At 53.4% G+C, this 23,622-nt stretch carries 24 protein-coding genes; 15 read left to right on the top strand and 9 right to left on the bottom strand.

Annotated features, from left to right (window positions below; all coding sequences use genetic code 11):
- Positions 1–132: 132 nt before the first annotated feature.
- Entirely contained in the window at positions 133–669 is a 537-nt protein-coding gene (locus ACI2J2_RS10230) for a DUF924 family protein (protein ID WP_404760017.1), read from the bottom strand.
- Between the two features lie 217 nt (positions 670–886).
- Between ACI2J2_RS10230 and moeA the strand changes: the two genes are divergently transcribed.
- Together moeA and moeB are read left to right on the top strand one after the other, a co-directional pair.
- On the top strand, positions 887–2,125 hold the full coding sequence (gene moeA, locus ACI2J2_RS10235; RefSeq protein WP_404760018.1) for a molybdopterin molybdotransferase MoeA: 1,239 nt from the start codon (positions 887–889) through the stop codon (positions 2,123–2,125).
- A gap of 2 nt (positions 2,126–2,127) precedes the next feature.
- Positions 2,128–2,883, top strand: a complete 756-nt coding sequence (gene moeB / locus ACI2J2_RS10240; RefSeq protein WP_265557148.1) for a molybdopterin-synthase adenylyltransferase MoeB — start codon at positions 2,128–2,130, stop codon at positions 2,881–2,883.
- Positions 2,884–2,954: 71 nt separating this feature from the next.
- On the opposite strand, the gene ACI2J2_RS10245 is transcribed toward moeB, so the two are convergent.
- Entirely contained in the window at positions 2,955–4,547 is a 1,593-nt protein-coding gene (locus tag ACI2J2_RS10245; RefSeq protein ID WP_209632421.1) for an ABC-F family ATPase, read from the bottom strand.
- A 796-nt stretch (positions 4,548–5,343) separates the two neighbouring features.
- Between ACI2J2_RS10245 and ACI2J2_RS10250 the strand changes: the two genes are divergently transcribed.
- Positions 5,344–6,651, top strand: a complete 1,308-nt coding sequence (locus tag ACI2J2_RS10250; protein WP_404760019.1) for an MFS transporter — start codon at positions 5,344–5,346, stop codon at positions 6,649–6,651.
- 109 nt (positions 6,652–6,760) lie between these two features.
- On the opposite strand, the gene ACI2J2_RS10255 is transcribed toward ACI2J2_RS10250, so the two are convergent.
- Positions 6,761–7,522: a hypothetical protein gene (locus tag ACI2J2_RS10255; protein WP_265557150.1), complete on the bottom strand. Its 762-nt coding sequence runs from the start codon at positions 7,520–7,522 to the stop codon at positions 6,761–6,763.
- A gap of 395 nt (positions 7,523–7,917) precedes the next feature.
- Positions 7,918–8,727 (bottom strand): isocitrate lyase/phosphoenolpyruvate mutase family protein, encoded by an 810-nt coding sequence (locus tag ACI2J2_RS10260; RefSeq protein ID WP_404760020.1) that lies wholly within the window; start codon positions 8,725–8,727, stop codon positions 7,918–7,920.
- A gap of 89 nt (positions 8,728–8,816) precedes the next feature.
- On the opposite strand from ACI2J2_RS10260, the gene ACI2J2_RS10265 reads away from it, so the two are divergent.
- The gene (locus ACI2J2_RS10265) at positions 8,817–9,734 is read left to right on the top strand and encodes a LysR family transcriptional regulator (RefSeq protein WP_265557152.1); all 918 of its coding nucleotides are present in this window, start codon (positions 8,817–8,819) and stop codon (positions 9,732–9,734) included.
- A 38-nt stretch (positions 9,735–9,772) separates the two neighbouring features.
- Here the strand turns inward: ACI2J2_RS10265 and cynR are convergent, their stop codons facing one another.
- Positions 9,773–10,654, bottom strand: a complete 882-nt coding sequence (gene cynR, locus ACI2J2_RS10270; RefSeq protein ID WP_404760021.1) for a transcriptional regulator CynR — start codon at positions 10,652–10,654, stop codon at positions 9,773–9,775.
- 114 nt (positions 10,655–10,768) lie between these two features.
- Between cynR and ACI2J2_RS10275 the strand changes: the two genes are divergently transcribed.
- From ACI2J2_RS10275 to ACI2J2_RS10290, 4 genes are all read left to right on the top strand, one after another.
- A complete protein-coding gene (locus ACI2J2_RS10275) occupies positions 10,769–11,422 on the top strand; it encodes a carbonic anhydrase (protein ID WP_209632412.1) in 654 nt (217 codons plus the stop codon).
- Between the two features lie 23 nt (positions 11,423–11,445).
- Positions 11,446–11,916 (top strand): cyanase, encoded by a 471-nt coding sequence (cynS, locus tag ACI2J2_RS10280; protein WP_209632411.1) that lies wholly within the window; start codon positions 11,446–11,448, stop codon positions 11,914–11,916.
- Between the two features lie 230 nt (positions 11,917–12,146).
- Positions 12,147–12,404, top strand: coding sequence for a YjhX family toxin (locus ACI2J2_RS10285; protein ID WP_209632410.1), 258 nt, complete (start codon positions 12,147–12,149; stop codon positions 12,402–12,404).
- Between the two features lie 58 nt (positions 12,405–12,462).
- The gene (locus ACI2J2_RS10290; RefSeq protein WP_404760022.1) at positions 12,463–12,969 is read left to right on the top strand and encodes a GNAT family N-acetyltransferase; all 507 of its coding nucleotides are present in this window, start codon (positions 12,463–12,465) and stop codon (positions 12,967–12,969) included.
- A gap of 49 nt (positions 12,970–13,018) precedes the next feature.
- Here the strand turns inward: ACI2J2_RS10290 and ACI2J2_RS10295 are convergent, their stop codons facing one another.
- A complete protein-coding gene (locus tag ACI2J2_RS10295; RefSeq protein WP_209632408.1) occupies positions 13,019–13,519 on the bottom strand; it encodes an ATP-binding protein in 501 nt (166 codons plus the stop codon).
- A gap of 199 nt (positions 13,520–13,718) precedes the next feature.
- A complete protein-coding gene (locus ACI2J2_RS10300; protein ID WP_209632407.1) occupies positions 13,719–14,606 on the bottom strand; it encodes a LysR family transcriptional regulator in 888 nt (295 codons plus the stop codon).
- Between the two features lie 131 nt (positions 14,607–14,737).
- On the opposite strand from ACI2J2_RS10300, the gene ACI2J2_RS10305 reads away from it, so the two are divergent.
- The gene (locus tag ACI2J2_RS10305; protein WP_209632406.1) at positions 14,738–15,472 is read left to right on the top strand and encodes an isochorismatase family protein; all 735 of its coding nucleotides are present in this window, start codon (positions 14,738–14,740) and stop codon (positions 15,470–15,472) included.
- Positions 15,473–15,503: 31 nt separating this feature from the next.
- Here ACI2J2_RS10305 and ACI2J2_RS10310 read toward each other — a convergent pair whose 3' ends face one another.
- A complete protein-coding gene (locus ACI2J2_RS10310) occupies positions 15,504–15,851 on the bottom strand; it encodes an antibiotic biosynthesis monooxygenase (RefSeq protein ID WP_209632405.1) in 348 nt (115 codons plus the stop codon).
- A gap of 122 nt (positions 15,852–15,973) precedes the next feature.
- Here ACI2J2_RS10310 and ACI2J2_RS10315 point away from each other — a divergent pair, with 122 nt between their 5' ends.
- The 4 genes from ACI2J2_RS10315 to ACI2J2_RS10330 all read left to right on the top strand — a co-directional run bounded on the left by ACI2J2_RS10315 (position 15,974) and on the right by ACI2J2_RS10330 (position 19,941).
- Positions 15,974–16,657, top strand: a complete 684-nt coding sequence (locus ACI2J2_RS10315) for a helix-turn-helix transcriptional regulator (RefSeq protein WP_209632404.1) — start codon at positions 15,974–15,976, stop codon at positions 16,655–16,657.
- Positions 16,658–16,720: 63 nt separating this feature from the next.
- A complete protein-coding gene (locus ACI2J2_RS10320) occupies positions 16,721–17,428 on the top strand; it encodes a glutathione S-transferase N-terminal domain-containing protein (RefSeq protein ID WP_209632403.1) in 708 nt (235 codons plus the stop codon).
- A 135-nt stretch (positions 17,429–17,563) separates the two neighbouring features.
- Complete coding sequence (gene phoA / locus ACI2J2_RS10325) at positions 17,564–18,991, top strand: alkaline phosphatase (RefSeq protein ID WP_404760023.1); 1,428 nt, start codon at positions 17,564–17,566, stop codon at positions 18,989–18,991.
- A gap of 383 nt (positions 18,992–19,374) precedes the next feature.
- On the top strand, positions 19,375–19,941 hold the full coding sequence (locus ACI2J2_RS10330) for a GNAT family N-acetyltransferase (RefSeq protein ID WP_404760288.1): 567 nt from the start codon (positions 19,375–19,377) through the stop codon (positions 19,939–19,941).
- Here the strand turns inward: ACI2J2_RS10330 and ACI2J2_RS10335 are convergent.
- On the bottom strand, positions 19,938–20,561 hold the full coding sequence (locus tag ACI2J2_RS10335) for a TetR/AcrR family transcriptional regulator (protein WP_209634140.1): 624 nt from the start codon (positions 20,559–20,561) through the stop codon (positions 19,938–19,940). The genes ACI2J2_RS10330 and ACI2J2_RS10335 overlap by 4 nt on opposite strands.
- 97 nt (positions 20,562–20,658) lie before the next feature.
- Here ACI2J2_RS10335 and ACI2J2_RS10340 point away from each other — a divergent pair, with 97 nt between their 5' ends.
- Positions 20,659–21,498, top strand: a complete 840-nt coding sequence (locus ACI2J2_RS10340) for an NAD(P)H-binding protein (RefSeq protein WP_404760024.1) — start codon at positions 20,659–20,661, stop codon at positions 21,496–21,498.
- A 468-nt stretch (positions 21,499–21,966) separates the two neighbouring features.
- Complete coding sequence (gene mqo / locus ACI2J2_RS10345) at positions 21,967–23,544, top strand: malate dehydrogenase (quinone) (RefSeq protein ID WP_209632399.1); 1,578 nt, start codon at positions 21,967–21,969, stop codon at positions 23,542–23,544.
- Positions 23,545–23,622: the final 78 nt, after the last annotated feature.

Raw genomic sequence — 23,622 nt, forward strand, 5'->3', positions numbered from 1 at the left:
CTGGGATTTTTGGTAAAAACACCTGACGGAGGGAGAACTATTATCTAAAGAAATAACCGATATCTCTGAACATTTCGAAACCACAGGTTCAACCTGCTGCTTTTACGCAGGCTGAACGCAGAAAATCAATATTCAGAACCCCGATCCCGGTAACAACAAAAATGCTTCTTCTTCCGGCGTAGAGACACGGCCTAATATCGCATTCCGGTGCGGGTAACGGCCGAAACGGTCGATAATGGCTTTATGCCGCAATTCAAAATCCAACTGATCGCCATTATCAAGTTCTCTGTAAAGCGCCAGCGCTTGCTGATGAATCAATGCCGACTCCGAATGCATAAAAGGCAAATAGAGAAAACCACGTTGCACCGGGCTGAGCTGTTCACACTGCCCGGTGCGGATCGCCTCTTGCGCTAACACCAATGCCATACAGTCGCTGGCAAATGAACGTGGCGTACCCCGGAACAAATTGCGGCTGAACTGATCAAGGACAATCACCTCCGCCAACCGCCCTTCAATGGTTTCTCGCCAGTGAGCCAACTCTCCGGCAGCGGCGGCATGCCAAATCTCGCTAAAACGCGTATGCAGCAGGCGATCAAAATTATCATCCTTTTTGAACCACAATGCCGGTTCGATCTCGTCGAACCAGAAGTCTAATACCTGTGTGTGCATCACTGCCTCCTGTTGTTTATACCCTTCATACTTGAAGCGGCATCTGTGTTAACTGCGAGCATCCCCCCTGTCACTTACTTGAGTAAGCTCCCGGGGATGAATGCTCTTGTCGCCGTGATGCAACTCCAATTATTTTGGGTATACATCAGCATAGCATCCTTCATAATACCCCTACTTTGCCGAAAATTTCGCGCACCCTGATTACGGAGCTCCCCCGATGGATCATTGCCATACTTCCGATCTTATTTCCCTGGAGCAGGCATTAGAGAAGATGCTCAGCCAGCTTTCTCCCCTGCAACAGACCGAATCCATTGCCCTGACCGCCGCTGCGGGCCGCATTACTGCCGCACCGGTGATATCCCCTATTGATGTCCCGCCGTTCGCCAACTCGGCCATGGACGGTTACGCCGTGCGCCTCGCCGACTTGCAGGCCAACACGCCACTGCCTGTGGCCGGAAAAGCCTTTGCCGGTGCGCCATTCAACGGTGAGTGGCCGGCAAATTCCTGCATCCGCATCATGACCGGCGCGCCTATCCCTGCGGGTACAGAAGCCGTGATCATGCAGGAACAAGCAGAGGTGAGTGAGGCTGGCGTACGCTTCACCGTTGAAGTGCAAACCGGGCAAAATATCCGCTTGGCCGGGGAAGACATCCGCCAGGGCGCAGAGGTGTTGCCCGCAGGTGTGAGATTGGGTGCCGCACAGTTACCCTTGTTGGCTTCGCTCGGCGTCGCCGACGTACAGGTCATGCGTAAACTGAAGGTAGCCGTATTTTCTACCGGTGATGAACTGCAACCGGTCGGCCAGCCCCTGCAGGCCGGTCAAATTTATGATACCAACCGTTTTGCTGTGCGCCTGATGCTGGAACAACTCGGCTGTGAGACGCTGGATCTGGGCATTATCCGTGATGATCAACATGCGTTGCGCGCGGCCTTTGAACAGGCGGACAGTCAGGCAGATGTGGTGATCAGCAGCGGTGGGGTCTCGGTGGGTGAAGCCGACTACACCAAGCAAATGCTCGATGAGTTGGGCGAAGTCAGTTTCTGGAGGCTGGCAATCAAACCGGGTAAACCTTTTGCTTTCGGTAAATTAAAGCATGCTTGGTTCTGTGGCCTGCCGGGCAACCCGGTTTCCGCAGCCCTGACCTTCTACCAACTGGTACAACCGCTCTTGGCGAAACTGGCCGGGCACAGCGACTGGCATCTGCCACCGCGCCTAAAAGCCCGCACATTGACGCCATTGAAGAAGGCACCTGGTCGCCTCGATTTCCAGCGCGGCGTGTTTACCAGCAATGCTCAGGGTGAGTTGGAAGTGAGCACTACCGGGCATCAAGGGTCGCACATATTCAGTTCATTCAGTCAGGGTAACTGCTTTATCGTATTGGAGCGCGAACGCGGCTTTGTTGCCGCAGGCGAAATGGTCGAAGTTGAGCCCTTCAACGCCCTGCTGAGGAACTGAGCATGCTGCCGGAATTAACCGATGCCGAAGCGCTTCGCTATAACCGCCAAATTATCCTGCGCGGCTTCGACTTTGACGGCCAGGAAAAACTGAAAGCCGCACGGGTGTTGATTGTCGGCCTCGGCGGGTTGGGCTGCGCCGCCGCCCCCTATCTGGCCGCGGCGGGCGTGGGTCACCTGACGCTGGTTGATTTCGACACCGTTTCGCTCTCCAACCTGCAGCGCCAGGTTCTGCATCGCGACGCGCGCATCGGCATGGCAAAAGTGGAGTCTGCCCGCATCGAATTAAGCGCGATCAATCCCCATGTTCACATTGATACCCTTGATGGCCAACTGAATGACGAACAGATGGCGGCGCAGATTGCCGCCTGCGATCTGGTGCTCGATTGCACAGACAACGTGGCGACGCGCGACCTGCTGAACCGCCTGTGTCACGCACAACGCAAACCCTTGGTATCCGGTGCGGCGATCCGTATGGAGGGGCAGCTCAGTGTCTTCACCTATCAACCTGACGAGCCTTGTTACCGCTGCCTGAGCCGGTTATTCGGTGACAATGCGCTGACCTGCGTTGAAGCCGGGGTAATGGCACCGCTGGTCGGCACGATTGGCACCTTGCAGGCCATGGAGGCCATCAAGCTGCTGGCGCAGTATGGCCAGCCACTCACCGGTAAACTGCTGATGTTTGATGCAATGACCCTGCAGTTCCGCGAAATGAAACTGCCGAAGAACCCGCAGTGTGAGGTGTGTGGCGGGGAATAACAGCAACAAAAAAGGCGGGATTGCTCCCGCCTTAGCGTGTCACTGGTTAGGGGCGCGCCCCTACCGAAGCGTTATACGATACCCTGGCTACGCAGATAGTCTTCGTAGTTGCCGGTAAAGTCGACAACCTTGGTCGGTGTCATTTCCAGTACGCGGGTTGCCAGCGAGCTAACGAACTCACGGTCATGGGAAACGAAGATCAAGGTGCCTTCGTACATTTCCAACGCCATGTTCAGCGACTCGATGGATTCCATGTCCAGGTGGTTGGTTGGTTCATCCATAATCAGGATGTTAGGGCGCTGCATCATCAGCTTGCCGAACAACATGCGGCCCTTCTCCCCCCCCGACAACACCTTCACTTTCTTCTTGATGTCGTCCTGGCTGAACAGCAAACGACCCAGTACGCTACGCACCGCCTGCTCGTCGTCTTTTTCCTGTTTCCACTGGCTCATCCAGTCGAATACCGTCAGGGTGTCATCGAACTCGTATTCGTGATCCTGCGCGTAGTAACCAATCTTGGCGTTTTCAGACCATTTCACGCTGCCGCTGTCCGGCTGAGAGTCACCCACCAGCGTTTTCAGCAAGGTAGACTTACCGATACCGTTCGGGCCCAGCACCGCGACTTTCTCGCCGACTTCAACCATCAGGTTAAACTTGCTGAACAGTGGGCCGTTATCGAAGCCTTTGGTCAGTGCTTCTACTTCCAGCGCGTTACGGAACAGTTTCTTGTCCTGTTCGAAACGAATGAACGGGTTCTGGCGGCTTGAAGCCTTCACTTCTTCCAGCTGGATCTTGTCGATCTGGCGTGCACGCGAAGTTGCCTGCTTGGATTTGGACGCATTGGCGCTGAAGCGGCTCACGAACGACTGCAGTTCGTTAATCTGTGCCTTCTTCTTCGCATTATCCGCAACCAGACGCTCACGCGCCTGAGTGGCCGCCGTCATGTATTCGTCGTAGTTGCCCGGATAGACACGCAGCTCGCCGTAGTCCAGATCCGCCATGTGAGTACACACCATGTTCAGGAAGTGACGGTCATGCGAGATGATAACCATGGTGCTGTTACGTTCGTTCAGCACCTGCTCCAGCCAACGAATAGTATCGATGTCCAGGTTGTTCGTCGGTTCATCGAGCAGCAGGATTTCTGGATCGGAGAACAACGCCTGTGCCAGCAATACGCGCAGCTTGAAGCCCGGCGCAATTTCGCTCATTGGGCCGTAGTGCTGTTCAACCGGAATACCTACGCCGAGCAGCAGTTCGCCGGCACGCGCTTCAGCGGTGTAACCGTCCATCTCGCCGTAAGCCACTTCCAGATCGGCCACTTTATAGCCGTCTTCTTCGCTCATTTCGGCCATCGCGTAAATGCGGTCGCGCTCTTCCTTCACTGCCCACAGTTCATGGTGGCCCATGATGACAGTGTCCAGCACGCTGTATTGCTCAAAAGCGAACTGATCCTGACGCAGTTTACCCAGGCGTTCGTTCGGGTCGAGGAACACGTTGCCGCCGCTCGGTACCAGATCGCCACCCAGGATTTTCATAAAGGTGGATTTGCCGCAGCCGTTGGCCCCGATCAAACCATAGCGGTTACCGCCACCAAATTTAACAGAGATGTTTTCAAACAGCGGCTTACTGCCAAACTGCATAGTGATGTTGTTAGTGCTTAACACAGCGCTCGCTCTTCATATCATTGGGAATGTGATTTGGCGCGCATTATGCCATAACGGGGATAAGAGATCGCGGGAAGTTTTGGTGACAATTTGAGCAGACAGCAAGCGCAGAAAAACAAAGAGCACCCTGCGGCCAGCCTGGCATCAAAACAGTCAGGTAGGTCTTCGTGCCGGCAAACAAGTATAAAGGCTACCTCAGTACGAACGGTCCACGGAAGAATGGCGCTATAGAATAACGAGATGGCACATCGTGCAATGAAAAAAATCCTACGTGGCGAGAGTAATACGTCCGCCGTTTTCTTGGTGTGAAATACATAGGCAACGGTAAGAAAGCGAAAATAAAAATATTGTCATCCTGCATTCGGCTTCATTCGCTACTTTGGCTTTCTATAGATGAAGACGCTTTAGTTTATTCTGTTTTAACCACCTGATTACCTTATTTCCCTCTCTAAAATTGGTTTTGTGATTGGACTCTTAAAACCTGCGTTGATTTAGGCTGGTTATGCGTAATAGCTCACTAAATCGATTCATAACCTTTCGCCAATAATCTCGAAAAATAAAAATAAGACACTGATAAATAAATAATTATCACATTCAATACAACTGTAATCAGGTTATCTGAACGCGTATTGCACATACTTGTACATACAAGTATATGTAAATGTAAGGTTGCAGTTTTGTGATTACGCGAGTGCCGTCAGCGCCGATCGCAGTACCGATTACAGACATGGCGGAAACATGCGGCGTTACCAATAAAAATAACGAATAACAAACCCAAAACCTATCACGAGAGATAATGATGAACACTGCAGAAAACGCGTTATCCGAGAATCAAACCGCCGAAAAGAAGGCGGTTAATTATAAGGTCATCTTCGGTGCCAGCCTGGGCAACGGGTTGGAGATCTTCGACTTCACCGTCTACAGCTTCTTTGCCGCTATTATCGGTAAGCTGTATTTCCCTAGCGACAGCGCCTACGGGTCTTTATTAATGTCGGTGGCGGTCTTCGGCGTCGGGTTTATTATGCGTCCGCTGGGCAGCATGGTCTTGGGCGCTTATGCTGACCGCGTCGGGCGCAAGGCGGCCATGTTGATGACCATCGTCCTGATGGGCGTCGGTACCGCTTTGATTGCCTTTGCCCCCACCCATGCGCAGATTGGCGTCTTCGCCCCCATGCTGATTGTGGTAGGGCGACTCATTCAGGGCTTTGCTGCCGGTGGTGAAGTCGGTTCGGCCACGACGTTGTTGTTGGAGTCTGCTGGCGCCAATCAGCGCGGTTTCTTTGTCAGTTGGCAGGCGATTAGCCAAGGTATCAGCGCCCTGCTGGGTGCCTCTTTCGGGTTGTTGTTAACCTATTTTCTCTCAGAAGAAGCGCTCTACTCCTGGGGCTGGCGCGTGCCCTTTATTATCGGCCTGCTGATCATTCCTGCCGGCGTGTATATCCGTAAACACCTGGAAGAAACCTACAGTGGGGAAGCACAAGATAAAAAACACCCCTCGACAAACCCGGTGCTGGATTTGCTGCGTAACCACGTCAAAGACCTGCTGCTGGGCGTGCTGATTATCATGTCCGGCACGGTGATGGTTTATATTGTGCTGCTGTATATGCCAACCTATATGATGCAGACCTATCACATCGCAGGTCCTGTCGCCTACCTGTTCAGCTGTGTCGCTTCCATAGTGCAAATCATCGCCGTGTATTACGCTGGCCGCTATGTGGATCGCGTGCAAAACTACAAAAAACCGCTGATTCTCTCGATTTTTGCCTCATTGGTGCTGATTTACCCGACCTTTTGGTTTTTGGGTTCCGCCGAGTATCTATGGTTAGCCATCGTTATCCGCATCCTGCTGATCGGCGCTCTGGGCATCAACATGTTAACGAGTACCATGCTGATCGTCTCAGCGCTACCGCGCCACGTCCGCGCCACCGGCACCTCGATGATATACGCTTTTGGCGTGACGCTGTTTGGCGGCTCGGCACAGTTTATCGTCACTTGGCTGCTGGATGTGAGCGGCAATCCACTGGCTCCAGCGTGGTACGTCACCGGTATGCTGACGATTAGCCTGATTGCAACCACCCTGTTCAGAGAAAGGCACAAAGACTGAGGGGAACGTTCACGACCTGACCCTAGCCATCACACGCTGGCTTTCCGTGGCGCTGGCCTGAATCATCTATTCGGGCTGGTGCAGCGCAGCAACAGTACCGTCGATATCACTAAGGCAAGCTTTGCTGCAGGCTAAGCAGATTCTGCGGTACCACTCTGATTAATCCTCCCCGGGGGGTGTCAATATCGGCGATCATCGCCATCGATAAAGCCACCATCGCCGGTAGCACCAGCGGGAAAATACTTTTCCCTACCTGGCTCCGAGCGCTGTATCCCACCAACATGCAACAAATCAGCGCAATCACGATCAGCAAGATCCAGGCGGAAACCGGTATACGATTCAACCATGCGGCCTGGGTATAACCCTGCGTATTGATCACATCGTTCATGCCTGACACCGCCAGCGCGACAATGGGTGTCGCCTGCTCTTTTGCCGCCTGCTGGATTTCCGCCCACAGCTGCGCCTGTTGCCCATTGGTCTGTTCGGCAAGCGCCGCCAGAGCTTTGACGTCGCGTGTCTGGTAGTAGTCTATTCGCAGCTGGACATAGTGTTTTAGCAAACTGCGGATCTTTTCGCGCCTGTCGCTGGAAACCAAATCGGCCCGCAGAAATTCGGTACCTATGGCGTTGGCTTCCTCTTCTTCATAGTTTTTCCGCTGATCGTATCTGCTGATGGCCATAGAAAAACTAAAACCAATCAGCAACGCCAACAGCGTCAAGGTCGCTCCTTGCACAAGGTTAAAATCATCCAACTCTGCACCATCAAGGCGTTTTTTCCTTCTGAGCAGAAAAATACTTCCCAAAGACCCCAGCGACATCAGGGCAAAAAGCGCTAAAAACAAAAACAGAGGATGCCGGAGAATTTGCTCCATATGCTCGCCTCGTTGCTGAGTTATTGATTCATCAATATTTATTAGTAATAGTTGCACAAAATAAACTCGTCAACCTGATTACAAAAGATAATATTATTATTCTGTATCTAACCCATGATGAGTAAGTTAATAACCTCAAGCTGTCACTTATTTTCTATTTTCCTTTCTGCTATTAAGGTGTCATATCACACCCTAAGATTAATGTTATTTCCATACGCTAAGCGCCTCGGGTTGGGCTGCCGGCCCTTTCGCCTTACGCGGACCGGCAGGATCAACCGTTTTATTATCCTCAGCTCATTAATTTGCCTTGGCGTCGGCTTGGTTCATCTTTTGGGGTTAACGTGACGCTGGAAATCACTGGCGTAGCCCGTTTCTATTCTCAATAGAGCGATGGCTCAATCAGGAAAACAGCCATTGATGTGTGCATAGGGTGCCGCGTCACTAAACAAGGGTTCGGAACCGCCATCCGTAAGAAAATCCGTGGTCAATTTTGCGGTGTGCGACCATAACGTTTGCGGGATCCATGAGCCGACGCTGACCCGTCTTACTCCCAGGGCGGCAAGCTGATCGGCAGGCAAAAGACCGGGCCAGGCGATCACGTTTAGCAGCAGTTCCGTATTGTCGGAAATTTCACGGATGGCCTGCGGATCGGTCACCCCCAAAACAAACAGGCCGTCCGCCCCTGCGTCGCGGTACAATTTGGCACGCGCCAACGTTTCATCCACCTGCATGGCGGCAGGTACCAAATTGCGCGCGTAAACATCCGTACGGGCATTGATGTAAAGTTTGACGCCCATCCGTTCCGCGACTTTGCGCGCCAGGCCAATTTTTTCACATAGCGTTTGCGGCTGGTCCACGCCATCCTGAATATTGATACCGACCGCGCCGACATCAATAAAACGTGCTACTACACGTTCAAGGCTGTGTTCCGCCGTGGCATAGCCACCTTCAATGTCGACACTGAGCGGTACGTTAATCACGCGCGCTATCGAAGCAATACTTGCAAGATGCAGCTCCAACGGCAATTTATCTCCATCGCGATAGCCCAATGACCACGCAACGCCGGCGCTGGTTGTCGCAATCGCCGCGGCGCCAAGGCTTTCAATCAGTAATGCGCTACCGGCATCCCAGGCATTGGGTAGCCGCAATGGATGAGGTTGACGGTGTAAATGGGCAAAAACGCTGGCGTTATTATTGAGGTCCATAAAATTCTCCCGAAAAAACGCATTCTAACCACCGCAAATATGGATGATAATAGCCACGAATTTCAGACATTCATTCCTTAGGAGAACGAATGGAAGAGCCTTCCTTGCACCTGGTGAAAGCCTTTGTCGCCGTGGCGGAACACCAAAGCTTCGCTAAGGCGGCGCAAGCGCTGAGCATGACCCCTTCCGCAGTTAGCCGCTTGGTCAAGAAACTTGAGCAGCAGGTTGATATGTTGCTGATCAATCGCACCACCCGCGCAATGTCACTCACCGACGCCGGACAACGTTATTTCATTGATTGCAGTAACGCCCTTGAGCAATTACGCATCGCTTATGAGCGCATGCGCGATGAAAAAAGCCAGCCAAGGGGAACGCTACGGCTCAGCACTTCGTTGTCTTTTGGACGCCTCCATGTGGCACCGCATCTGTCGTCCTTTATGGTGCAATATCCCCAATTACGCGTAGACCTGCTGATGACCGACCGTTATGTCGATATCGTCGCGGAACGCGTGGCGGTGGCTATCCGCATCGGTCGTTTGCCGGATTCGAGTTTGGTCGCGCGTAAGCTTCTCAATAATCGTCGTATTCTGGTTGCCTCACCGCGCTATCTGCAACAATTTGGCGAACCCACCGATCTGGAAGAACTGCAACAGCACGCTTGTCTGGTATCGACGGCAAGCCACGACGGCGATAACTGGCGCCTGTTTGGTCCTGCGGGTGAAACCGTTTTTCGCCCCAAGGGCCGAATGCGTGCGGACAATGGTGATGCTGTTAAGCAATTTTGCCTCGACGGACAAGGCATCGCCTTTCATTCCGCAGTGACCATGGCCGATGCCATGCATTTGGGGGCGTTGGTGCAGGTATTGCCGAAATGGGCTGGCAGAGAGACCGGTGTATATTCCGTTTATCCGCCGGGGCCCGTGGGGCCAGCAGCGCGAGCGCTGGTTGATTTCTTGACTCTGCGATGGCAGCAGGAACTCTGTCTGCAAACCGCCAGGATCCCGTGATTTGCGACCGCCAGGTTAGCCAGCATACCCGGACATCCCTACATAAAATTTTGCCGATGCAAAACCTCGATAAACGCCTGCGACGCTGCGCTACGGTAGGCACCCTTGCGTTGCAGCATTACCACCTGGCGCACAGGCATGGCGTCAATAAGTGATACCGGGTGCAACTGGGGGTTTTCTAAGGCAATCGCCGCCGGCAACAAGGTCGCCAGTTGGCTACGGCGCACAATGTCAATGATGGCGCCAATCGCATTGGCCTCCATCGCCACTCGGGGACGAATGCCCAGCCGCTGGCAATAATCGTCGATAAACTGACGAGTCGCGAAGTCCTCACTGAGCAACACCAACGGCTGCTGTTCGAACGCTTGCGCAGACAAAGGTTCGCGCTGTTGAGCCAGCGGATGATGAGTCCCAACCATCATATTCAGTGACTCGCTAAACAAATCCTCTGCTTCAATATCCGCCGATTGCGCCTGGCCGAAAGCAATGCCCAAATCCAACCGATCTTCCGCCAACTGCGCCTCAATCCTGTCCTGCGTCATTTCATGAATACTCACCGAAACGCCCGGATAACGCCGATAAAAAGCGTCGATAACCGGCCCAATCAGATAGGCGGTAAACGTGGGTGTCATGGCTAACCGCAGGCTACCGCGTTCCAATGTCGCCACATCATGAATTGCCCGCGTTCCTGCCTCCAGATCTTGCAATGCCAGCCGGGCATAGCGCATCCAGGCCGCGCCGGCGTCGGTCAAACGTACCGCGCGTCCAGTGCGATCAAACAGGGGGGTGCCTAGTTGCTCTTCCAACTGCTTGATTTGCTGCGATAACGTGGGTTGGGAGACATGCAGCACTTCGGCCGCGCGGGTGAAATTACCCTGCTCGGCAACGGCGAGAAAATAACGGATGTGTCGTAACAGCATAGCGCACCTACTATTGGTAATTCCTATGACCATCATTATAAATGGGTCTTAGACCCTATAGCCAGTACGGCGCATGATGCATCCATCGCTTAACAGCAACCCGATGGAGAAAATATGAAAGAAGTGATCGAGGGTTTTCTGAAGTTCCAGCGCGAAGCATTCGTCGAACGTACGGCATTGTTCCAGCAATTGGCTACCCAACAAAGCCCGCGCACCCTGTTTATCTCATGTTCTGACAGCCGTCTGGTGCCGGAACTGATTACCCAGCGTGAACCTGGCGACCTGTTTGTGATCCGCAATGCCGGCAATATTGTGCCTTCGTTCGGCCCCGAGCCGGGTGGCGTCTCCGCATCAGTGGAATATGCCGTCTCTGCGCTCGGCGTGGAAGATATCGTGATCTGCGGGCATTCCGACTGTGGCGCGATGACGGCGATTGCCACTTGCCAGTGCCTGGATCATATGCCGACCGTAGCAAACTGGCTGCGCTACGCCGATTCCGCCAAGGTGGTCAATCAGGCTTATCCGCATGCCTCCGAAGGGGAACGCGTCAGTGCTATGGTCCGTGAGAACGTCATCGCGCAACTGACCAATATTAAAACCCACCCTTCCGTTGCCCTGGCGCTTGAACAGGGGCGACTGAAGCTGCACGGCTGGGTTTACGACATCGCCAGCGGCTGCATCGAAGCGCTGGATGGTGAAACCCGACGCTTTATTCCGTTAGCCACTAATCCTGAAGTCACGGCAACCCCTGCCGTAGCCCGTTTTTAATTTCATTTATTAAAGGAGACAATATGACACAGTCACTGCATCACTCATCTTCACGCGAAGCCTTAACCGACATCATTATGGACGCCAAGATCCGCAAAAACCTGACCTTCGAAGCGATTAATGAAGGTACCGGCCTGAGCCTGGCGTTTGTCACCGCGGCGCTGCTGGGCCAGCATCCACTCCCAGAACAGGCTGCCCGCGCCGTTGCCGCTAAGCTCGATCTGGACGAAGATGCCGTACGTCTGCTACAAACCATCCCGCTACGCGGCAGTATCCCTGGCGGTGTACCGACCGATCCGACCATTTATCGCTTCTACGAAATGGTGCAGATTTATGGTTCCACGCTGAAAGCCCTGGTGCATGAACAGTTTGGCGACGGCATTATCAGCGCGATCAACTTCAAACTGGACATCAAAAAAGTGCCGGACCCGGACGGTGGCGAACGTGCCGTGATCACCCTGGACGGCAAATACCTGCCCACTAAACCTTTCTGATAGCCCATTGCCGGTGGCCCCCACCGGCAAATTGACAACCCGACAATCCTTGGCTAAATTAACTGCGTTCTAACGCCTTTCTGGCGTTTTTCACTACCCGAGGCCTGTATGTTGGAGATTGTAGCGACCCGATAGTCACTTCCTTGCCGTTTTGGCAGGAGGTTCTGACGTATCCGACACGCATTTGCGTGGGGATGCGTGTATCTGGGTTTACTGCAGGATTTCTCAACATGAACATTTCCAAAGCGGAACAACGCGTGCTGCACGTGTTGGCTAAAGGTGGTTATATCGCGTTCACCCGTGATAACGCGGGTCGTGTGACCCACGTTCAATGCTTTACCCGCGAAGGGCTAGGCCTGGCCGATTGCTCTCTACCCATCTTTACCAAACTCAAAACCAAACGCATGATCCTTTCCCGCCAGGGACGCCCTTATCGCGTAACTATCACCGGGCTGAAAGCCGTACGTGCGCAATTGGATAATCGCTAATCATTTTTACCGGTCAGGCCTAGGCTTTGGCCGGTTTCACTCTTATTTGGAGACTGTTATGACTTTTATTATTCGTCATGAAGAATCGGGCGACATCTGCGCCATCGAAGCCCTGACCGCTGCCGCATTTTTGAGTGAGGAGCACAGCAGCCATACGGAGCAGTTTATTGTCAACGCGCTGCGACGTGCCGGTGCCTTATCCTTATCTTTGGTTGCCGAGCGGGGTGGCATACTGATTGGGCACGCCGCCTTATCACCGGTAACGATCAGCAACGGCGAGAAAGGCTGGTACGGACTGGCGCCGGTTTCGGTGCTGCCGGCTTACCAGAATCAGGGGATAGGCAGCCAATTGATCCGCCAACTGTTGACCGAACTGCAAGAAAGCAGCGGAGCGGGTTGTGTGGTGCTGGGCAATCCGACTTACTACGGCCGCTTTGGTTTCATGGCACAGGCAGGTCTGACACTGCCGGGCATTCCAGCTGAGTATTTCCAGGCTCTGTCATTCAGTGGCCCATTCCCGCAGGGCACGGTCACTTTCCATTGTGCATTTGACGCTACGGTATAACGCTACATAAGGCAGTGCCCGAATCAGGGCCTGCCTTAACACAGGGTGTTTACGCTTGATCGCCATAACGGACAATGGTCAATCGTTCTTCTTCCGAAGGCCCCACAAAGTATTGAGTGAGTAAATCAAATGCCTCTTCGGTTAACACGAAGGGATGATCGCCGCGCTCGTTTCTGATTCTTATCCGGCTCTTGCACTGCGCATCGCTCACTTCCAAAAAATGCAGGCAATGGTCAACGCCAGCCCGATCGGCTAATTGCCTGGCCCACAGCCGGCGATCCGGCGTATTCATCGGGAAATCCAGTACCACAGACAGCCCATTAGCCAGCAGTTGCACAATGTGCTCACTCAACGCCTGGCGTAAGCGAGCTGAATAACGGGCGTAGTCTTGCAGGGTCGCCATCTGTTGTTCATACAACGTCGCCAACCAACTGTCTTCAACCAGCAACAATGTATCGGCTTGCTGTGCCAGGCTATTCGCCAATGTTGACTTGCCGGAGCCGGCTTTACCGCACATCAGGTGTAAAACGGCGGGGGGATGGTTCTTCATAAGTGCCTCCTGGGGATATTATATTGCCAGTCGGAGGACCTTTTTGCCCCGCCTGACTGGCGGGGTTTCGCTTAAAACAGACGCGCTATCCCACCACTCTGAGAATGGTGATAATAATCTGCGCGAATGAAAAAAGGCTTCTGTTCATCAGTTATGAATATGACAAAAGGACCAGGCTGTCAACGATCAAAGAAACGCGCTAAGCGCACCAGGTGTCACGGATAAAATCGGCAAACAGCCGAACTTTTTGCTGAACATGGCGACGCGTCGGGTACACCGCGAACAGTTGATGGGTGTGGCTGACACTATCCGGGAATAATCTCACCAACCGACCTGCAGCAATTTCGGGATCGGCGACAAATGATGGCAACGAACCAATGCCTAACCCTGCGCCAATCATGTCACGCAGCATCAGGCTGTTATTTGCAGTGAACCGCGGTTTGACCACCACGCTCATATCTTCTTCACCCAACGTAAAATGCCAATGCCCAGGCTTTTCAGCTAATGAATATGCCAGACAATGATGCTGCTGCAACTGCACCAACGACTGCGGAGTGCCGTATTGCGCCAGATAAGCCGGTGCAGCACAAATCCGTTGCTGTACCTCGGCAAGGGCGCGGGCACTCAGAGAAGAATCCGGTAAATGGCGGCGAATACGCAGAGAAATATCAAAACCCGCCGCCACCACATCCAACACTCGGTCATCCAGCGTCAGTTCAACCTGAAGTTCAGGGTAGCGTTGCATAAACTGCGGCAACAAGGGTGATAACACCATCAGGCCAAATGACAGCGGCGCATTGACACGTAACGTGCCGGCCACCCGTTGAGTCGTATCAGCAACCGACTGCTCCAGCGCATCAAACTCTGCTAATAACCGACACGCCTCCTGATAATACAGCTGTCCCGCCTCGGTCAGGCTCATGGTACGCGTGGTGCGCGCGATCAACACCGTGCCCAACCGAGTTTCCAACTGCTTGATCTGCTTGCTGAGGGCCGCGGGTGTTACCGACAAGTCCTCGGCTGCCTTGTAAAAACTGTTGCGTTCAACCACTCGGCGGAATGCCCGCATCGCCAGTAAAACGTCCATATAATTTCCAAAAAGTTAATTATAAATTAAATAAACCACAGATTATTAACCTAAACAACATCAGTAAACTCCAGATCAGCCACTTCATAACGTGAAGTGAAATCAATAAGTTGATCATCAAGGAGTTCAAAATGAAAAAGACCCTCATCGCCCTGCTGCTCGGCCTGAGCAGCGCAGCAACACCGCTCGCCTCGTTGGCGCAACCGACAGCGAACACCGCAACGCGTCAAGCTGGCTACGTTCAACCCCTTACTGCCGAAAACAGTCTGTTATTGATGGTCGATCTGCAAGACATGTTCGGCATGACCATCTCCTCTATTGATCAGACCAACCTGGTGAACAACGCCACGGGCATCGCCAAAGCAGCCAAGGTATTTAATGTGCCCACCATTTTGGCCTCAGCTAATGCCAAAAGCTTTGCTGGCCCGTTTTTTCAGCAGGTAACCCAAGCCCGCCCTGATTTGAAGGTGTATGACCGCACCGCAATTAACGTCTGGCAAGATCCTCGGGTGGTGGAACAAATCAAGCAGTCTGGTCGCAAGAAGATCATTATTGGCGGCCTGTGGACGGCCAGTTGCGTCATGTTGCCGGCGCTGTCTGCACTGGGAGAAGGTTACGAAGTCTACATTTTGTCGGACGTCACCGGGGATATCACCGCAGATACTCAACACAATGCGATGCAGCGACTGATTCAGGCCGGAGCCACACCGGTAAACTGGGTGGCGCTGATGCTGGAATGGCAGCAGGATTGGAGCCACAAAAACACGGCCGGCGGAGTTTTAAAGATTGCCAGTGAACATGGCGCCAGTTGGGGCATGGGGGCAAACTACGCTGGCGCAATGAACGTCGGCAGCGAAGCCAAATAATCGCGCCCTGATAGCCCGCTCAGGCGGGCTTTTAACCAACGTGATAGCCGCGACTGTCCTGAGGGGCCTGTTCCCGCTGATCCAGGCCATAATCGCGCACCACTTCTGCTACCCGCAGGCGATAGTACGCCAACACGTCATGGCGCCCACGCGCCTGCGCAGCCCGATGCTGTTCGATGTTGCGCCACTGTTGAACTGCCGCCTCATCACGCCAAAAGGAAAGCGACAGCAACCGCTGCGGATCGGCCAGGCTTTGAAAACGTTCAATGGAAATAAACCCGTCAATTTCCGCCAACAGCGGTTTCAGTTCGGCAGCCAAATTAAGGTAGGTTTCACGTTGCCCGTCGGCAGCCTGCAATTCAAAAATAACGGCAATCATAATGTGCTCCTGTCAGAGGTAAATTCAGGGCAAACTGCCATGAGGTTCTCCCTCACGCCAGGCCGGTGTGAAGACACATCCTAGCGCTAGACGGACTGCAATACTTCGCCTAAGCTCGAAATATGAATGACATCCATATTGAAGACCGTTTGGCAGCGCTGACTGCCGCCATTGCCGACCGAACCCGGGCACGTATGCTGTGCCTGCTGATGGATGGGCGTGCCTACACCGCAACGGAGCTCAGTGCGGCGGTTGAAGTGGCGGCCTCTACCGCCAGCGGCCATCTGGCGCGCCTGCTGGAGCAGCGATTGATCCTGTGTATCAAGCAGGGGCGCTATCGCTATTTCCGTCTGGCCGGGCCGGCGGTCGCAGCCGCGCTGGAAACGCTGATGGCGCTGGCCGGTGTCGAAAAACCCATCGTAAAAAGCAGTACCCCAACGTCCCTGCAGTTCGCCCGTACCTGTTATGACCATATGGCCGGTGAAATCGCGGTAAAATTGCACGATCGTTTGCACCAGCTATGCTGGCTGGAAGGCGACGAACATTACCGGTTGAGTGATATGGGCCGGACGGCTTTAACTCAGTTGGGCGTTGACTGTTCTGCGGCACTTTCCCGGCGGCGTTTCGCCTGCGGCTGTCTGGACTGGAGCGAACGTAAAGCCCATCTTGGTGGCGCACTGGGTGCCGCGTTGCTCAATACATTTATCGAACGCAGTTGGATCCGACGCCAACTCGATAGCCGCGAATTGCAACTCACCCCCGCCGGTAAAAAAGTGCTGAAAGCACATTTTGATATCACGCTCTAACCCTGCGCCGCGTTAGCTTTGCTGCAATACTGAGAAAGCACAACGTCAACCCGAGGACTCTTCATGATCGATCAAACCCAATTCCCGATCGTCAAACGCTGGCCCGCCCAGCATCCTGAAAGGCTACAACTTTACTCTCTGCCTACGCCCAACGGCGTCAAGGTTTCCATCATGTTGGAAGAGATAGGTCTACCTTATGAACCGCACCTGATTGATATCGGCAAGAACGAGACATGGACACCGGAATTTCTGTCGCTGAATCCGAACGGCAAAATCCCGTCGATCATCGATCCCGATGGTCCTGATGGCAAACCGCTGGCCCTGTTTGAATCCGGCGCCATCCTGTTATATCTGGCGGAGAAAAGCGGGAAGTTTCTGCCGCAGGATCCTGCCCTGCGTTATGAGACTATTCAGTGGGTATTCTTCCAGATGGCGGCGGTCGGCCCCATGTTCGGTCAACTTGGTTTCTTCCACAAATTCGCCGGCCGCGAATATGAGGATAAGCGCCCATTAGAACGCTATACAAATGAATCCAAGCGCCTGCTCGGCGTGCTGGAAAGCCGACTGGAAGGCCGTGATTGGATCATGGGCCAGGATTACAGCATCGCCGACATTTCACTGCTGGGTTGGGTGCGTAATCTGATCGGCTTCTATGAAGCCCGCGAGCTGGTTGAATTCGACAGTTTCCCACGCGTGGGACAATGGCTGGAGCGTGGCCTGGCACGCCCGGCAGTGCAGCGCGGTTTGAATATCCCCGCCCGTAACGCATAATTTATCGCCTGGGATAGCCGCCCGGCTATCCCATTCTCACTCCCGTCATAAAAGTGTCACGCACCTGCTCTACCCTCCTTACGTAACAAATTGATGCTAATTATGTTGTTATATTACGACAAGGAGCTTTCCCCCATGCAACATTCCGTTTCCCTGATCGCCGGTGCCGTGTTATCCGCCTTACTGTGTGCCACCGCCTTCGCCGATGACACCACCGTCAATACCGCAAGCCTTTCCGAGCGTGCAGCACGCGGCGACATCGTCGAGCCTGGTGGCGCACGCCGACTGAGCGGCGACCAAACCGCGGCACTGAAAGCGTCACTGTCCAACACCACGGCCAAAAACGTGATTTTGCTGATCGGCGATGGCATGGGTGATTCTGAAATTACCTCGGCACGTAACTATGCCGAAGGTGCAGGCGGCTATTTTAAAGGCATCGATGCCCTGCCGCTGACCGGCCAATATACCCATTACTCACTCGATAAAAAAACCCACAAACCCGACTATGTCACCGACTCCGCCGCCTCAGCGACCGCATGGTCGAGTGGTGTTAAAACCTATAACGGGGCTCTCGGCGTCGACGTCAACGGTAAAGATCAGCCGACGCTGTTAGAGATTGCCAAAGCTGCGGGTAAAGCCACGGGCAACGTCTCTACTGCCGAACTGCAAGACGCTACGCCGGCAGCACAAATTTCTCACGTTACCTCGCGTAAATGCTACGGCCCGGAAGAGACCAGCGAAAAATGCGCAACCAACGCGCTGGAAAACGGTGGCCGTGGTTCCATCAGTGAGCAGTTACTCAAAGCCCGCGCCGACGTCACGCTCGGCGGAGGTGCCAAATCCTTTAATCAGCTCGCGAAAAGCGGCGAGTGGAAAGGAAAATCACTGAAAGACCAAGCAACGGCACTTGGTTATCAATGGGTTGAGAACCTCGATGCCCTGAACGCCGTGAGCGTGGCTAATCAGCAAAAACCGCTGTTGGGGCTGTTTGCCGGCGGTAATATGCCCGTTCGCTGGCAAGGGCCGAAAGCCACCTATCACGGCAATATCGACAAACCGGCGGTAACCTGCGAAAACAACCCGGCACGCACTGCGGATATCCCAACGCTGGCAGCCATGACAGAAAAAGCTATCGATCTGCTGAAAACCAATCAAAACGGTTTCTTCTTGCAGGTTGAAGGGGCGTCGATCGACAAGCAAGATCATGCCGCTAACCCATGCGGTCAATTTGGTGAAACTGTCGATTTGGATGAGGCCGTACAAAAAGCGCTGGAATTCGCCCGTGCCGATGGCAATACCCTGGTGATCGTCACCGCTGACCATGCCCACTCCAGCCAGATTATCGCTGCCGATGCCAAGGCCCCCGGCCTGACGCAAATGCTGACCACCAAAGATGGTGCGCCAATGACCATCAGCTACGGGAATTCGGAAGAAGATTCTCAGGGGCACACCGGCACACAATTGCGGGTCGCCGCCTACGGCCCACATGCCGCCAACGTGGTTGGGCTAACCGATCAAACCGATCTGTTCTATACCATGCGTGACGCCATGGCGATTAAGTAAGCCCGTGGCTGGTTAAATCTGACCCCCATTCATCCCTTGTATTTCAGGCGGTGAATGGGGCCTTTACCCTTTAAAACCCCCCTGCAGCTGCTATATTGAAGCGCCATTTTCGCTTATGAGAAGAACTTTTTACGGCGTTACTCCGTTGGGCTGGCTCCTTGTTTGCTTTCATGCCGTCTCTCGGTGAAAATCGGTTTTGATTCTGTCTGTGATATCAGGCAGGCTAAGCCTCATTCTCGAAGGCCCGATCACTCCCGGCAACGTTGAGCTGCAAGTGACTGCTCTGAGTATCATGACCGCTGGTCAAACCCTGCAAAAACTGTTACCCCGCTTGTTGAAAAACCGGTGTCAGCCTGCCCAACAATAAGGAGCTATTTTTGAATGTGATCACCTTGCCCTTCGCCACAGAACGTCTGCAACTGCGCCGCTTTACGCCTGCCGATCTCGATGCCTATGCAACTTACCATCGCTTGCCAGAGGTTTATCGGTACCTGTACGCGCCAACACCCAACGACGTGCAACTGGCCGACCTGCTTGCCGATGCAGTGGCTTCGCGCTTTAGCAAAGACGGAGACGTTTTTTATTGTGCCGTCACGGTGAAAGACAGCGGCGATCTGATCGGTGAAGTCCTGTTAAAGCTGGCCAATCGCGCCGCGTTACAAGGAGAGATTGGCTATATCTTCAACCCGGCCTATGCGGGTAAGGGCTATGCCATTGAGGCAGTACGGGCAGTCCTGGAGCGCGGGTTTAACCAAGTGGGTTTTCACCGTATTTTTGCCCGTCTCGATGCCGCCAATCGCAGCTCGATCGGCGTGGTTGAACGTTTGGGAATGCGTAAAGAAGCGCACCTACGACAAAATGATCGCTTCAACGGTGAGTGGGGTGATGAGCTGATTTACGCTCTGCTGGCTGAAGAGTGGAATCAGGCATTGGTGCAAGACAAGCTTTAGGCATCTGCCAGCATCTTTGCCGCCATCTGTTTATAACTCGCCACCAACTCGCGGCCCTCATCCGGGCCGGTACTCACCGCGAGCCGCATCGTGGCTTCCCCCAAATGCATCAACAAGAAGGCAGCATGCTCAACCGATGCAGGATCCGCTTGCGGCCGCAGTCGACGTATCGCCGCTGCCAGCAATGCCCCGTTCAGCCGGCTTTCCGCCACTTCCTCTTCGCGCAGAGTCTTGTTGGCCTGTGTCGCTGCCCAGATATCCCGCATGACAGGTTCAGCCAGAAACAACGCATAATATTCATCGATCAGGCAGTTAAACGCTTCAATTAGCTGGGGTAACGACTGGACTTGGACGAGCCCCTGTTCAATACATTCACGCGCTTCCTGGTTATAACCTTGTGCCAACACGCGGACGATCGCCGTTTTATCCGGGAAATACTGATACAGCGCCCCGATAGAAATACCGGCATTCTGCGCCACTTCACTCATGCGCATTGCATCGCTGCCCTGCGCGGCGATCAGTGCAGTCGCACAATCCAGAATCAATTTTACCTTTTCCCGGCTGCGCGTTTGGCTGGGTTTACGCCGCAATGCGGGCGATTTTTTTTGCTTATCATTCATCATGCATCGTCCTTTGAACAAAAAACTGCCTTGACAATAATACGAGGGTTTATCATATTTACAAAACATGAGTAACACTCACATTTGGAGCAGCACCATGAACACCAACCAAAACGGGTCACCCATTCTGGTTTTAGGCGCGACCGGTAAAACTGGCAGCCGCGTAGCAGCACGGTTACAACAGCTGGAGATACCCGTACGCGCAGCGCATCGTCGTGCAGCCATTCCTTTCGACTGGCAAAATAGCACCACCTGGCACACGGCCTTACAAGGTGTCAAAAAGCTGTACCTCAGTTTCCAACCCGATCTCGCCGTGCCGGGCGCCATCGATACCCTGGAGCACTTTTGCCAACAGGCAGTAAATCGCGGCGTGCAAAAAATTGTGCTGCTCAGTGGCCGGGGTGAAGACGAGGCTCGCCAAGCGGAGGACGTGGTTAAAAACAGCGGTGCAGATTGGACGGTGTTGCGTGCCAGTTGGTTTATGCAAAATTTCAGCGAGAGTTTTATCCTCGACGATCTGCTAAATGGCCAGGTTTACTTACCGCCGGGTGAGATCCCCGAACCTTTTATTGATGCAGAAGATATTGCCGACGCTGCGGTCGCGGCCCTCACCCAGCCTGGCCACAGCAATACGTTGTATGAACTGAGCGGCCCGCGTTTGATGACCTTTGCGCAAGCGGTTGGCGAAATCGCCCTTGCCAGCGGACGCGAGATCCACTACCAGCAGGTGCCTGTCGCCGATTACGTCGACTACCTGCGGGAAGCGCAACTACCGGCGGAAATGATCGCACTGTTGGAATATCTATTTAGCACCGTACTGGACGGGCGCAACGCTTCAGTGACCGACGGCATTCAGCGCAGTCTGGGGCGTGCACCGCGTGATTTTAGCGCCTACATCGCGGACACGGCTGCCAGCGGCGTTTGGCAACCGCGTTAACATTCATCACCCAGGCAGCCGCAGGGGGCGAATATATTCGCCCCGATTAATTCATGCCCCCCCCCAATCCGGTATAACTGCAAATATATCGCGGGTATTCCATCGATATGCGATGATAACGAAATATCGTTTAAATCAGCGACAATTAAACCCTGCAAATATAGCGGTTATATTTAAATAAAAATACCAAATGAATTATTCCTGCCTTTAATCCGCTTTTTTTAATTACAAAAGTAGTTTTTAACAATATTGCAAACAATAATATCCCCTCAGTAACCAGAGTTGAACAACCTGTCCCCAGACAGCCTGTAATAATCCACTTTTCGTTAAAAAAAACGATTAACAAAAAGACATTATCACTGCGACTCGGCTTTGCCGGGCGGGTTAGTTTTACTTATTTCCAGGGTAGCTCCCGATAAATTCTTTCACCTGCAATGAGTAGAATTTACACACAAGAGATTTAATTTAATGAGAAAATTACTCGTCCTGATTTTCTGTCTGAACCTGTTTGGCGTTACGCAACAGGCCGCAGCAGAAGAGAATAAGACCGTTGATGTGGTACTGATCGGTGGCGGCATCATGAGCGCCACGCTGGGGACTTACCTGCATGAGCTGGAACCAAACTGGTCCATCGACATGTACGAACGCATGAACGGTGTGGCAGAAGAAAGCTCCAACGGTTGGAATAACGCCGGGACAGGCCATTCAGCCTTCGCTGAAATGAACTACACCCCAGAGAAAAAAGACGGCACCATTGATATCAGCAAAGCCGTGGTGGTAAACGAGTCTTTTGAAATCTCTCGTCAATTCTGGTCTTATCAGGTGAAAAATAATGTCCTGAAAGATCCAAAATCTTTTATTAACAGCGTGCCACATATGAGCTTTGTTTGGGGTGACGATAACGTCAACTTCCTGCGCAAACGCTATGCAGCGCTGCAACACAGCACCCTGTTCCGTGGTATGGAGTACTCAGAAGACGCCAACCAAATTAAACAGTGGGCCCCACTGGTGATGGACGGTCGCGATCCGAAGCAAAAAATTGCTGCGACCCGTATGCCGCTGGGCACCGACGTGAACTTTGGCGTGATCACCCATCAACTGGTGGATACGCTGACCAAAAATCCAAACTTCAAGCTGAACCTGAGCCATGAAGTCCGCGACATTAAGCGCAACGCCGACAACACCTGGCGCGTGACCGTGGCCGATCTGAACCGTGACGGTAAAGAAACCACCGTGAATGCCAAGTTCGTGTTTATCGGCGCAGGCGGTGCGTCCCTGACCCTTCTGCAAAAAACCGGCATTCCTGAAGCAGACGGCTATGGTGCTTTCCCGGTCGGCGGTCAGTTCCTGGTGACCACTAACCCGGACATCGCTAACCAACACCTGGCCAAGGTTTATGGCCTGGCCAGCGTAGGTTCACCACCGATGTCGGTTCCACACCTGGATACCCGCATGCTGGATGGCAAGCGTGTCTTGCTGTTTGGCCCGTTCGCCACGTTCTCCGGCAAGTTCCTGAAAAACGGCTCGCTGTTCGATCTGCTGCATTCCCTGAGCACGTCCAACCTGATGCCGATGACCCACGTCGGGCTGGATAACTTCGACCTGGTGAAATACCTGGTTGGTCAGTTGATGATGAACGACGACGACCGTTTCGCAGCGCTGAAAGAGTACTTCCCTGAAGCCAAACAGGCCGACTGGAAACTGTGGACTGCCGGCCAACGTGTGCAGATCATCAAGAAAGATGATGAAAAAGGCGGCTTGCTGCAGTTCGGTACCGAAGTGGTCAGTTCTGAGGACGGCAGCATTGCCGCTCTATTGGGCGCATCACCGGGTGCTTCCACCGCTGCACCAATCATGTTGCACATGATGGAAAAAGTCTTCAAAGACAAAGTGGCGACGCCAGAATGGCAGAGCAAACTGAAAGAAATTATCCCGTCTTACGGCCACAAGCTGAATGGGGATATTGAAATGACGAACAAGATCCGCGGCTACACCAGCAGCGTGTTGCAGTTGGACTATATCGAAGTGAAGCCGGAAACAAACTGATACCCGTTTCCCCCTTCTCTCAAGGCCGCCTCGTGCGGCCTTTTTTATTTCCCGCCACAGCAAGAGCACTTTTCGCTA

Origin of the sequence: Serratia sp. NPDC087055, from assembly GCF_044900985.1 — a bacterium.
Lineage (GTDB): Bacteria > Pseudomonadota > Gammaproteobacteria > Enterobacterales > Enterobacteriaceae > Serratia.

Excerpts from the sequence above, each read along its gene's own strand:
- ACI2J2_RS10230 (WP_404760017.1), bottom strand. The coding sequence starts at position 669 with ATGCACACACAGGTATTAGACTTCTGGTTCGACGAGATCGAACCGGCA.
- moeA (WP_404760018.1), top strand. The coding sequence starts at position 887 with ATGGATCATTGCCATACTTCCGATCTTATTTCCCTGGAGCAGGCATTA.
- moeB (WP_265557148.1), top strand. The coding sequence starts at position 2,128 with ATGCTGCCGGAATTAACCGATGCCGAAGCGCTTCGCTATAACCGCCAA.
- ACI2J2_RS10250 (WP_404760019.1), top strand. The coding sequence starts at position 5,344 with ATGATGAACACTGCAGAAAACGCGTTATCCGAGAATCAAACCGCCGAA.
- ACI2J2_RS10255 (WP_265557150.1), bottom strand. The coding sequence starts at position 7,522 with ATGGAGCAAATTCTCCGGCATCCTCTGTTTTTGTTTTTAGCGCTTTTT.
- ACI2J2_RS10260 (WP_404760020.1), bottom strand. The coding sequence starts at position 8,727 with ATGGACCTCAATAATAACGCCAGCGTTTTTGCCCATTTACACCGTCAA.
- ACI2J2_RS10265 (WP_265557152.1), top strand. The coding sequence starts at position 8,817 with ATGGAAGAGCCTTCCTTGCACCTGGTGAAAGCCTTTGTCGCCGTGGCG.
- cynR (WP_404760021.1), bottom strand. The coding sequence starts at position 10,654 with ATGCTGTTACGACACATCCGTTATTTTCTCGCCGTTGCCGAGCAGGGT.
- ACI2J2_RS10275 (WP_209632412.1), top strand. The coding sequence starts at position 10,769 with ATGAAAGAAGTGATCGAGGGTTTTCTGAAGTTCCAGCGCGAAGCATTC.
- cynS (WP_209632411.1), top strand. The coding sequence starts at position 11,446 with ATGACACAGTCACTGCATCACTCATCTTCACGCGAAGCCTTAACCGAC.
- ACI2J2_RS10285 (WP_209632410.1), top strand. The coding sequence starts at position 12,147 with ATGAACATTTCCAAAGCGGAACAACGCGTGCTGCACGTGTTGGCTAAA.
- ACI2J2_RS10290 (WP_404760022.1), top strand. The coding sequence starts at position 12,463 with ATGACTTTTATTATTCGTCATGAAGAATCGGGCGACATCTGCGCCATC.
- ACI2J2_RS10295 (WP_209632408.1), bottom strand. The coding sequence starts at position 13,519 with ATGAAGAACCATCCCCCCGCCGTTTTACACCTGATGTGCGGTAAAGCC.
- ACI2J2_RS10300 (WP_209632407.1), bottom strand. The coding sequence starts at position 14,606 with ATGGACGTTTTACTGGCGATGCGGGCATTCCGCCGAGTGGTTGAACGC.
- ACI2J2_RS10305 (WP_209632406.1), top strand. The coding sequence starts at position 14,738 with ATGAAAAAGACCCTCATCGCCCTGCTGCTCGGCCTGAGCAGCGCAGCA.
- ACI2J2_RS10310 (WP_209632405.1), bottom strand. The coding sequence starts at position 15,851 with ATGATTGCCGTTATTTTTGAATTGCAGGCTGCCGACGGGCAACGTGAA.
- ACI2J2_RS10315 (WP_209632404.1), top strand. The coding sequence starts at position 15,974 with ATGAATGACATCCATATTGAAGACCGTTTGGCAGCGCTGACTGCCGCC.
- ACI2J2_RS10320 (WP_209632403.1), top strand. The coding sequence starts at position 16,721 with ATGATCGATCAAACCCAATTCCCGATCGTCAAACGCTGGCCCGCCCAG.
- phoA (WP_404760023.1), top strand. The coding sequence starts at position 17,564 with ATGCAACATTCCGTTTCCCTGATCGCCGGTGCCGTGTTATCCGCCTTA.
- ACI2J2_RS10335 (WP_209634140.1), bottom strand. The coding sequence starts at position 20,561 with ATGAATGATAAGCAAAAAAAATCGCCCGCATTGCGGCGTAAACCCAGC.
- ACI2J2_RS10340 (WP_404760024.1), top strand. The coding sequence starts at position 20,659 with ATGAACACCAACCAAAACGGGTCACCCATTCTGGTTTTAGGCGCGACC.
- mqo (WP_209632399.1), top strand. The coding sequence starts at position 21,967 with ATGAGAAAATTACTCGTCCTGATTTTCTGTCTGAACCTGTTTGGCGTT.